The sequence below is a fragment of the Candidatus Cloacimonadota bacterium genome, assembly GCA_011372345.1.
Lineage (GTDB): Bacteria > Cloacimonadota > Cloacimonadia > Cloacimonadales > TCS61 > DRTC01.
On record DRTC01000379.1, the window covers coordinates 1 to 10332 of the forward strand.

Here is a 10332-nt window from a genome sequence, read left to right on the forward strand (position 1 = left end):
ATCAAAGTAACAATGGTACTGTTCATATCTCCGATTGGTTTACGATCTATATGACTGTCTTGAAAACTTGCTTTGATTTCAGTACCAACACCCGGTTTTGAATTGATTTCAAAATCTCCATTACTCTCTTTCGCAGCTTGCTGCAATAGAGAAAGTCCTAATCCCACTCTTCGAGTTGTTCTGGTTGTGTAGAATGGATCGAGTACTTTTTTGACAGTTTCTTCGTTCATTCCTTTACCATTATCCTTTATCTCGATTACAAGCAAATCTTTTTCTTTTTCCTCCCTAATTTTTATGATGATCTTGGAAGCATTTGCTGTAATTGAATTCTCAACCACATCAAGTATATGCAAAGATAGATCTTCCATCTTGATTCTTTAATGCTTTCTTCAATTCATTTACGGTTATATCATCAATCAAGAAAGTAGTGGAAGCCTTTCCAATATCATCGATATAATGAGCGTCGGAGAAAGTGACGAGAGGAAAACCGGATGACATCGGAAAATCAAGCTCCTTTTTACCATAAGTATATCTTGCTGATAATTCCAGACCGTCTAAAGCTAATCCTTCAGGAATAAATCCTAACTGACCGATCAGACTGAATCTTTCCCTGTCAACATGAGAAGCAATAGCAAGTCCGTTCAGGGAATGAATAATTTCGACAATTTCATCGACTGTTAGTTCAGTTGCCCCAATCAACAGTTTTTTATTCAAATCGATAACCTCATTTTGTTCATTGACGACTAATTGATATCCAAAAAGATCCTCATTATTCTCACCCTTCAGGTTCTCATAAACAATTTCCTGCAGTTCGGATAAATCTTTGTCATCATCGAATAGAGCCAGAAGATGCGCTTCTTCTTTTGATGTAACTTCCATTCCGCCAAGAACTTTCAAATTATTCTTTTCTCCTACTTTTTTAAAAACTCCAATATTTTCTGAAGAATTATGATCACAAATACCGATCACATCTAATCCTTTTGAAATTGCTTTTTCTACGATCAAAGTCGGCATCATTCCTAGATCTCCGCAAGGAGATAGGCAAGTATGAATATGCAAGTCCGCTTTGATTTTTTTGAGCATCCTGAAGCAACCTTATCATCCTTTGTTCCCGTGAATTCCTAATTCATAAAGTTTTCCCACAATTTCAAAAGTCTGCAATTCTGTTAACATCAGCGTAATATTTTCCTGTTTTGCTTTCTTTAAAGTAGCTTCCTCCGGTACTCTTCCATTTACTAAAATGATCCCGGCAAGATCCTGCAAATTTGCAACTGCCACGATATTCACATGAGTCTGCAAAGTGATCCAGATATTATCTTTTTGAGCATTGGCAATAACATCACTTAACAAATCGCTGCAATAACCTGCACTAATTTCTCTTTCAAGATTACCGGAAACTACCTTTAAATTAAGTTTTTGCACAATATCATTCAGTTTGATCATATTTCCTCTTTTTAAACCTCACCCCAGCCCTCTCCTGAAAGGAGAGGGAGAAAAATTGACTTCATCAACAATTCTCTCCTAAAAAGTGAAGGAGAATATTGGCTTTATCAACACTACCTCTTAGGAAAGCTGGATCCCGAAACAAGTTCCGAACTACGAATTTTCCTCTCCTTTTAGGAGAGGATCAAGGTGAGGTTTTCATTATTCATCTCGATAATTACTGAGTTTAATAATAATTACTAATCTTGTTCCTTTCTCTACTGTTGATCTTAAAGTCATTTTATCAGTGAATTTTCTTATATTAGGAAGTCCCATTCCAGCTCCGAATCCTAATTCTCTTACCCAGCCGGGAGCAGTTGAAAAACCGGGTTGCATTGCTTTCTCAACATCCGGAATACCGGGTCCTTTATCTTTGATCACAATTCTAATTTGATGAGGTTCCAGATAAGCAATAATTTCTCCACCATCAGTATAAGCAACAATATTGATTTCTGCTTCATAAGTCGAAATTGCTGCTTTGCGAACTATTTCCGGAGAAAGACCGAGTCTATAAAGTGTTTTTTTTAATCCGGTGGCAGCTTCTCCGGCTTTATCGAAGTTTTTACCTTCTATAAAGTATTGAAATTTAAAAAAAACCTCGTCGGCAATAACATCGTTGAAAATATGGCTGGCTCTATATCTTCGTTCTTCTTCATCAGCATAAAGAGTTTCTAATTTTTTTAGAACACCCCTGATGATATCACTTTTCGTCAGAATCCCAACTAATTTTTTTTCATCTCTTGATATCACAGGAAATCGACCATACCCGAATTCATCAAACCTGGCAACAGCATGAACGAGCGGCTCATCAGCATAGAGTGTTATGATATTTTTAGTCATTTTATCTTCTATAGAAGCATTCATCTCCCCATGTTCCAGGCATTTAATAAAATCTTCCATACTGATCAGACCAACCAGTTTATCATCATTTACAACAGGAACTCCCGAAATCCGTTTCTTATACAAAAGATCTCTTAAAGCACTAACCGGCATTATTGAATTAATTGTATCTACATTTTTAGTCATTACATCCTGAACTTTAAGTTCGTAGGTCAATTCCTGGATTTTTGATGTTATTCTTCTGTTGTTCATTTTCTATTCAAAATTATTATAGTCACAACCTCTTAGACCATTTTTGTATAATCGACCACAACTTTCAAAAGTTGTTAGTTTTGTCTTTAAGATCGCAATGTCATTTTTTTTAGCCAAATTTATCATACTTTCTTCAGGTTGTTTTCCCATAACAAAACAAACTGCTCTTATATCAGCTACATTTGCAGTATTAATAACCTGAATATTCAACAGACTGGTTAAGAGAATTGAACCGGGTTTTCCAAAAGCTAAAATTTCGCTCATTAGATCAGACGAACAGCCAATTTGTATTTCTGTTTCCAGTTTATCTTCTCCGGAAAGAACATCCGCTTCCAGAATTTCTTTTATTTCTTTAAGTTTCATCATAATTATTCAACCTTGATTGCATCAAATTTACACACTTCCGAACAAACACTGCATTTAATACATTTACTTTGATCGATTATCTGAGGTTTTTTCTTTTCTCCGGAAATTGCATTTGTCGGACATTTCATATTACAAACAAAACAACCCGTGCATTTATCCTTGATAACCGAATACTTGATGAGAGCAACGCAAGATCTGGCAGGGCATTTTTTGTCTTTGATATGAGCTTCATATTCGTCTCGAAAATGACGGATCGAAGTTAAAACCGGATTCGGAGCAGTTTTTCCTAAACCACATAAGGAGGCTATTTTAATAGATTTCCCTAATTCTTCTAAAAATTCGATGTCTCCTTCTTTTCCATTGCCATTACAGATATTGGTCAGGATTTCATACATCGCATCCAAACCTTCTCTACAGGAATTACATCTTCCGCAGGATTCATCTCTGGTAAATTCGATAAAATAACGGGCAACATCCACCATACAATCATCTTCATCCATGACGATCATTCCGCCGGAACCCATAATCGCTCCAGCTTCCTGCAGTCGTTCATAATCTATTGCCAGATCGAGCATACTTTCCGGAATAACTCCACCGGAAGGTCCGCCTGTTTGCACGGCTTTGAATTTTTTATTATTTGGAATTCCACCACCAATATCATAAACCATTTCTCGTAATGTTATTCCCATTGGAACTTCCACCAGTCCGGCATTGTTTATCTTCCCGGCAAGAGAGAAGACTTTTGTCCCTTTACTTTTTTCCGTTCCGATATTGGCATACCATTTTGCTCCAAAATTAATTATTCTTGGTAAGCTCGACAAAGTCTCAACATTATTGATATTTGTCGGTTTTCCAAAAAGACCTTCTACTACCGGAAAAGGAGGTCTCTGTCTGGGTTCTGCCGGTTCTCCTTCAATCGAATGGATCAAAGATGTTTCCTCTCCACAAACAAATGCCCCGGCACCTTTGAATATTTCCAGATCAAAATTAAAATCTGTGCCGAAAATTCCTTTCCCGAGAAGTCCGTATTCTTTTGATTTTTTGATCGCACTTTTTAATCTTTTGATCGCCAGAGGATATTCACCTCGTACATAAACATAACCCTTTTCCGCACCAATGGCATAAGCAGCGATCAACATTCCTTCGAGCAGAGAATGCGGATCTGCTTCAATGATCGAACGATCCATAAAAGCCCCTGGATCTCCTTCGTCGGCATTACAGATCAAATATTTAGGAGAGCCTGGAGTATTCCTGCAAAATTCCCATTTTTTCCCGGTTGGAAAACCTCCACCACCTCTTCCTCGTAATCCGGAATCCTTTACTTCCTGAATTACCTCTTCCGGAGTCATATTCTGTAAAATCTTGGCTAAAGCATTATATCCGTCACGGGCAATATATTCATCTATTTCTTCCGGATCGATTATTCCTCTGTTCCAGAGAGCGATCAATCTTTGAGAATGGTAAAAAGGAATATCTTCCAATTTTTCAATCGGATATAATGTTTCCGGATGATGATACATCAAGGAATGGACCGGTCTTCCTTTGAGGAAATGTTCTTCCACGAGATGAGGAATATCTTTTTCTTTTAAAAATTGATAAACAACATCATCGGGTTGAACGATCAAGGTCGGACCTTTTGTGCAAAGCCAGCTGCTACCTGTTGGAATTATCTGTATTTCGTTTTCCAGGTTGTGCTTCTTGATCTCTTCTTCAAGTTTGCTCTTGATCTTCAATGCTCCCACAGAAACACACATCGTGCAGGTGCATAACAACACATTACATCTATAAGCCATAATTAAAAACTCCTAAAATTCAAAACATCTAAAATATAAAAAAACCTAAAATACTAAATAACTAAAATACTAAATATCTAAAATACTAAATATCTAAAATACTTAAATATTTAATAAAGAATTTTAATTTCCAGGTGGATAATTCCTTTTACGGAACTCTTTCACTCCCAAAAGCAAGTGCATACTCTTTTACGATATTTCCGCCAAGAATATGTTTATCAAATATTTCTTTCGTTTTTTCAGGTGTGAGATCCACATATTTTACTGGAGGTTGATTTTGAATTTCAACCGTTATCATCGGTTCGCGACTGCATAATCCGGCACAACTTGATGTAGTTAGATTAATATCTGTTAATTTTCGATCTTCGATTTCTTTCATTAATGTATTCATAATAGCTCGTGAACCGGCAGCAATTCCGCATGTTCCCATGTGAACCATGATCTTTGCGCGTCCGCTTCCTTCACGCAGGATCATTGTTCTTTTTACCTTTTCCGCAATTTTTGCTAAATCTTCAGGTTTAATTTTTGGCATTCTCATCCTCCCTGTATTTCTTTATTAACCGTGGAACTTGCGTGACTTTAAAATGACCGTAAATATCATCGTTTACAGTTACTACCGGAGCCTGACCGCAACATCCAAAACAGGAAATCGTATCGAGTCCGAACATCAAATCTTTGGTCGTATTTCCCATATTGACACCAAGTTCTCTTTCAAATGCCTCCAGGATCCTGTTTGCTCCTTTTATGTAGCAGGCAGTTCCAAAACAGACACTGATGGTATATTTCCCTTTCGGCTGCAAGCTGAATGCATTATAGAAAGTAGCTATCTGATATATTTTTGTTAAGGAAATATTGAGTTCCTGCGAGATATATTTCAGGATTTTTTCAGGAAGATAATTATATTCACTGCTAATACTCTGAAGTATAGGCATCAGGTTACCTTTTTTATCTTTAAGTTCTGCCAAAATTGCATCTACTTTTATCTGATCATCCGGTTTGAGAATGACAGGTGTTTTCTCAATCGGATAAAGAGCAACAGTTACCGGACAATGCTGAGTGCAGGCTGCACAACCTGTACATTTATCTTCATCGACATATCTGGGATGTTTTTTTACTTCTACTTTGAAATTGCCGGCATTTCCAACTACATTTTTCAGTTCGGCATTGGTGATGATCTCGATATTCAGATGTCTTCCGCATTCCACTAATTTCGGAGACATCACGCACATAGCACAATCATTGGTAGGAAATGTTTTATCCAACTGAGCCATTGTTCCACCGATAGATGGTGTCTGCTCCAGAAGATATACTTTATATCCTGAATTTGCCAGATCAAGTGAAGACTGAATTCCGGCTATTCCTGCTCCCACGACCAGAACAGAACCGACTTTTTTATTTTCCATTAATCATAACTCCTTAAAAACCTTTTAGAAAAAGAGATCAGAACAAACTCGATTGTTTATTCTCATCACTTCTTCCAAAAAAGGCAGGAGCATTGAAACTCCTGCCAAAATATACTACTCGACCGGATTTGATTCACTTGCGTTCCATTCGTAATAAGCACCATCATAAACACGCACATTCGGATAATCCAAGATCGATGTCAGAACCATATAAACGATTCCCGCTCTTACACTGGAAGCACAATAAAGGATGATTTCCTTATCGGAAGTTATACCGGCATCATTAAACAATTTTGCCAGTTGTTCTTTGGTTTTGAGAGTTTCATCTTCGTTCAGGACATTGTTGTATTCTAAATTGATAGCTCCAGGGATATGACCTTTACGAGAGATATTCTTATCTTCATCAACACCGTTAAATTCATCTGCACTGCGAACATCGAGCAAGATCACATTATCTTTATCTTTATTGGCTTTGACATAATCGATATCTGCGATCTTGTTTTCATCCGGAGATGCGATAAAAGTTGCTGCAGTGATTTCCGTTGCTTTCGGAGTTACTGGTTTACGCGCTTTTTGCCAACTTTTGATATGACCGTCTAAAATGGAAACATCTTTAGCACCCAGATAATCGAAAATCCAGTAAAGCCGACCAGCAAATTTTCCTTTGCCGTTATCATAGATAACGATCTTGCTGTTTTCTGTGATCCCTTTTTCTCCAAATATCTTCGCAATTTCATCAGCACTTTTCAACATTGCACTGATTCCATCTTTTTGATAAAGGTCTTTATGGAAAATGTTCACTGCACCTTTGATATGTTTCTTGCTATAATCAGATGTTTGGCGAGCAGAAACGATTACAACATCTCCGCTTTTTGCCAGTTTTGCCAGATCTTTAGCTGATATGATTCCAGCAAAGATCAGTTGCGATGTGATGACAAGAATGACCAAGATTCCAAATATTTTCTTCATTTTGGTTCTCCTATTTTTATTTTGATTGAACTTGGCTCGCAAAGAAGTGTGAACCGAGGATGATCTCCTGATGAGTAATCCTCGATGCACGCTCTCTTTGTTCGATGCGCATCGAGTCTTGCCTGATCTAAAATTTCACCTGTAATTGCATCAGAATTTCGTCGTTGGAAATCTCGAAAGTTTCTTCTGCTTTGTAGAGATAATTCAACTGCAATCTGGTCCAATCATTAAAGAAATAATTCATTCCGAAAGTAATAATGCTTTGTTTGTCATTTTCGGTATCTAGATCAGGATCATAAGATTCATATTTGACTACAGGCTGCAGATTCCAAGGAGTCATGTACAATGCCTGCAACCAAAAACCACTCTTTTCTAAATCCCATGTATCAATATCAACTGATATTGTTTCTGCGCGTCAACCTCCGCCGCCATCTCCTCCATCAGATGAACCTGATGAATCAGAGGAAGGAGGAACAAAACCTTTTCCTTGAAGATATTCAGCCTGCACTAACAGATCAGAATATTTGAACTGAAATTCTCCAGCATATCGAATGTAATTCTGTTTCTCCATTAATGTATCGAGAGTTATCGCATATTTTGCACTTCCGCCCAAACTTATCATTTCAATCGGATCAAAAGTCAACCTTCCTGTTAATGCCATACTTTTTGTGTTTTGCAGGCTTGAAACTCCGGTTCCGTTTGTTAATGCTAATGAGTATTTAGCAATTTTCTCGATTCCACCATTCAACATCAAGCCAATATCTCTTCCTGGTGTAGTCAGATCATTGACAATTAATGAACGATTGATCGTGTGCAGTCCCTGGCAGGGAGTATTCAATTCCAAACTGAGGGGAGATTTGAATCTTCCCATGGAAAGTTTTACATAAGGAGCAAGTCTGGAATAGGTTATAAATCCATCGAGAAGATAGGGAGCACCTGATTTGGAAGGGCTGAATTCAAACATAATGTAATAACTGAAATCATAGGGAATATTTCCAACAAATCCCATTCTGGCTCGATTAAAATAAAATCGAGAGGAATCATCTTCTGCTTTGAAAAAATATTGATATTGGGTTTGGAGATAACCAACGACATTCACTCCTTCATCGGAAGAAGCATCCATGCAACCCTGAGCATGAACAGCCAAAGGAAGAAACAGGTTTATCAGTAAAATTGAAATTAAAATATTTCGCATATTTTCTCCTAACTTGAAAAAGGAGCAGGAATTGATATCCTGCCCCAAATAATAAATTAAGGATTTGATATATCGTAGTCGTAATCCATTGATGCGACCCATTTATGTCCGGTCAGATCATCATAGATAATTCCATTCACTCCGAATTTCAGACTGGTTGCATTGTAACCGAGAATTGTCAGATAAGCAGTCATCATGGAAGATGTCTGTCCTGTCCAGCAATAAGTAACAACTGTTTCCGAAGCATTGAGATTATCCAGAACCAATGGTTTGATACGATAAGCACCCTGGATATTTCCGTAAGTAATAACATCTGCTTCAGCCCAATAATTATTAATGAAATAATCGGTTGGAGCATCTAAAACATCAAGACCGGGAACACCCTGGAAACCGTTTTCCAGCATATAAGAAACTCTTTCCGCCAGAAGTGTAGCACCGTCAGTTGTATCCGAATCAATCATGGGTGGATTGAAGTTTTGATTGGCAGCAATATCTCCCGGAGCAGGACCCCAATTAGCATGATCAAATTGAGCACAATTACCGGTCCAGAGATCAAAATCGCTGTGCCAGCCGCTCATTCCCCATTTCAGAACTCTTGCATCAGGATATCCGGAAAGACGAAGTGCCATGACAGCATGTCCAGCAGATTGACCTGTGTAGCAAACAACAACGATTGGTTTATCTGCTGCTACTGCATCATCGACGATAGTTCCTAATGATGAAAAGACTGAGCCAGGAACATGACCGTCATAATAATCGATCGTACCATTATCGTCTTTATCACTAGTTCGGATATCCATAACATAGTTATCATCCAGGACTTGAACTAATGAATCCGGTCCGATAATCCAACCGGTAAATAAGTCATCGATTGTCATGCTGTTTTCATTCATATAAGTTGTCAGGATATGTAGAGTCGGATCGGATGTATCATAATCATAATCCATAGATGCTGACCATTTATGACCGTCTGCAGGGAGATTATCATAAATCATGCCATTAGATCCGAATTTCAGACTTTTTGCTTCGTAACCAAGAATAGTTAGATAAGCAGTAATCATGGAGGAAGTCTGACCGGTCCAACAATAAGTTACAACTGTTCCACTCGGATCGAGATTGGAAAGAACTAAAGGTTTAATACGAAAAGCACCATTGATATTTCCATAAGTTGTAACATCTGCTTCACCCCAGTAATTATTGATGAAATAATCAGTAGTGTTATCTAAAACATCAATCGGCATAATACCCTGAAAATTACCTGCTAACATAGCATTAACTCTTTCTGCAAGAATTGCTGCACCAGATGTAAGATCTGTATTGATAGTCGGATAGTTAAAAGTTTCCGCAGCTACAATTTCTCCAGGAGGAGCGATCCAACTGGCATGATCGAGTTGAGCAGTATTTCCTGTCCATAGATCAAAATCACTGTGCCAGCCGCTCATTCCCCATTTCAGAACCATTGCATTTTCAAATCCTGAAAGACGAAGAGCCATGACAGCATGTCCTGCAGATTGACCTGTGTAGCAAACAACAACTATAGGATCTGAAGGATTTGCGGCTTGTGCATCTGTAACAATCGATCCAAGTGATGAGAAAACTGCACCGGGAACATGACCATCATAATAATCCGTAATTCCGTTTCCGTCCTTATCGGAAGTTCTGATGTCCATCACATAATAGTCAGTTCGACTGTCATGAAGAACATCAGGAGCGATGATCCAATCAGTTAATAAAGTTCCGAGATCCATTCCACTAGCTGTTAAATAATCATTCAATAGCTCGAATGGTGTCGGTAATTCTGTTTCGTCTTTGCATCCAAAAACAAACAGAGCTGAAATAGCTGTTATCATAACAACTATTAACATCCATCTTTTTTTCACACTTTTTCTCCTTTTTTTTGGCTTTTTAGCCTTTATTTTATTTTTTAACCACAACCACCAGAACTCTTTGGAGCTTCTTCCAATGGAGCATCAGGATCTAACCAGATTCTGTAACCACCTTTCAGGTTTTTTACATTTGTGTATCCGAGTTG

At 37.9% G+C, this 10332-nt stretch carries 12 protein-coding genes; all 12 read right to left on the bottom strand.

Annotated features, from left to right (window positions below; translation table 11 throughout):
• Positions 1-368: ATP-binding protein (locus ENL20_07330; GenBank protein HHE38370.1), on the bottom strand; the 368-nt coding region annotated here is incomplete at its 3' end.
• A complete protein-coding gene (locus ENL20_07335) occupies positions 340-1083 on the bottom strand; it encodes a PHP domain-containing protein (protein ID HHE38371.1) in 744 nt (247 codons plus the stop codon). The genes ENL20_07335 and ENL20_07330, both read right to left, overlap by 29 nt.
• Before the next feature lie 15 nt (positions 1084-1098).
• On the bottom strand, positions 1099-1440 hold the full coding sequence (locus tag ENL20_07340; protein HHE38372.1) for a serine kinase: 342 nt from the start codon (positions 1438-1440) through the stop codon (positions 1099-1101).
• A 204-nt stretch (positions 1441-1644) separates the two neighbouring features.
• Entirely contained in the window at positions 1645-2574 is a 930-nt protein-coding gene (locus tag ENL20_07345; GenBank protein HHE38373.1) for a CBS domain-containing protein, read from the bottom strand.
• 3 nt (positions 2575-2577) lie between these two features.
• A complete protein-coding gene (locus ENL20_07350; GenBank protein HHE38374.1) occupies positions 2578-2937 on the bottom strand; it encodes a hypothetical protein in 360 nt (119 codons plus the stop codon).
• A 5-nt stretch (positions 2938-2942) separates the two neighbouring features.
• The gene (nuoF, locus tag ENL20_07355; protein HHE38375.1) at positions 2943-4733 is read right to left on the bottom strand and encodes an NADH-quinone oxidoreductase subunit NuoF; all 1791 of its coding nucleotides are present in this window, start codon (positions 4731-4733) and stop codon (positions 2943-2945) included.
• A 148-nt stretch (positions 4734-4881) separates the two neighbouring features.
• Positions 4882-5265 carry a (2Fe-2S) ferredoxin domain-containing protein gene (locus ENL20_07360; protein HHE38376.1) on the bottom strand — a complete coding sequence of 128 codons (384 nt, stop codon included), beginning with the start codon at positions 5263-5265 and terminating at the stop codon, positions 4882-4884.
• Positions 5252-6136 (bottom strand): FAD-binding protein, encoded by an 885-nt coding sequence (locus tag ENL20_07365; GenBank protein ID HHE38377.1) that lies wholly within the window; start codon positions 6134-6136, stop codon positions 5252-5254. Before ENL20_07365 ends, ENL20_07360 begins: the two co-directional genes overlap by 14 nt.
• A gap of 114 nt (positions 6137-6250) precedes the next feature.
• A complete protein-coding gene (locus ENL20_07370; protein HHE38378.1) occupies positions 6251-7105 on the bottom strand; it encodes a sulfurtransferase in 855 nt (284 codons plus the stop codon).
• A 127-nt stretch (positions 7106-7232) separates the two neighbouring features.
• On the bottom strand, positions 7233-7445 hold the full coding sequence (locus tag ENL20_07375) for a hypothetical protein (protein HHE38379.1): 213 nt from the start codon (positions 7443-7445) through the stop codon (positions 7233-7235).
• Between the two features lie 75 nt (positions 7446-7520).
• Positions 7521-8402, bottom strand: a complete 882-nt coding sequence (locus ENL20_07380) for a hypothetical protein (protein HHE38380.1) — start codon at positions 8400-8402, stop codon at positions 7521-7523.
• Positions 8357-10180 (bottom strand): hypothetical protein, encoded by a 1824-nt coding sequence (locus ENL20_07385; protein ID HHE38381.1) that lies wholly within the window; start codon positions 10178-10180, stop codon positions 8357-8359. The genes ENL20_07380 and ENL20_07385 overlap by 46 nt, the downstream gene beginning before the upstream one ends.
• Positions 10181-10332 lie beyond the last annotated feature (152 nt).

What these genes read in the sequence shown, in the direction of transcription:
- ENL20_07335 (HHE38371.1), bottom strand. Translation starts at nt 1,083, where the DNA reads ATGCTCAAAAAAATCAAAGCGGACTTGCATATTCATACTTGCCTATCT.
- ENL20_07345 (HHE38373.1), bottom strand. Translation starts at nt 2,574, where the DNA reads ATGAACAACAGAAGAATAACATCAAAAATCCAGGAATTGACCTACGAA.
- ENL20_07350 (HHE38374.1), bottom strand. Translation starts at nt 2,937, where the DNA reads ATGAAACTTAAAGAAATAAAAGAAATTCTGGAAGCGGATGTTCTTTCC.
- nuoF (HHE38375.1), bottom strand. Translation starts at nt 4,733, where the DNA reads ATGGCTTATAGATGTAATGTGTTGTTATGCACCTGCACGATGTGTGTT.
- ENL20_07360 (HHE38376.1), bottom strand. Translation starts at nt 5,265, where the DNA reads ATGCCAAAAATTAAACCTGAAGATTTAGCAAAAATTGCGGAAAAGGTA.
- ENL20_07365 (HHE38377.1), bottom strand. Translation starts at nt 6,136, where the DNA reads ATGGAAAATAAAAAAGTCGGTTCTGTTCTGGTCGTGGGAGCAGGAATA.
- ENL20_07370 (HHE38378.1), bottom strand. Translation starts at nt 7,105, where the DNA reads ATGAAGAAAATATTTGGAATCTTGGTCATTCTTGTCATCACATCGCAA.
- ENL20_07375 (HHE38379.1), bottom strand. Translation starts at nt 7,445, where the DNA reads ATGACTCCTTGGAATCTGCAGCCTGTAGTCAAATATGAATCTTATGAT.
- ENL20_07380 (HHE38380.1), bottom strand. Translation starts at nt 8,402, where the DNA reads ATGGGTCGCATCAATGGATTACGACTACGATATATCAAATCCTTAATT.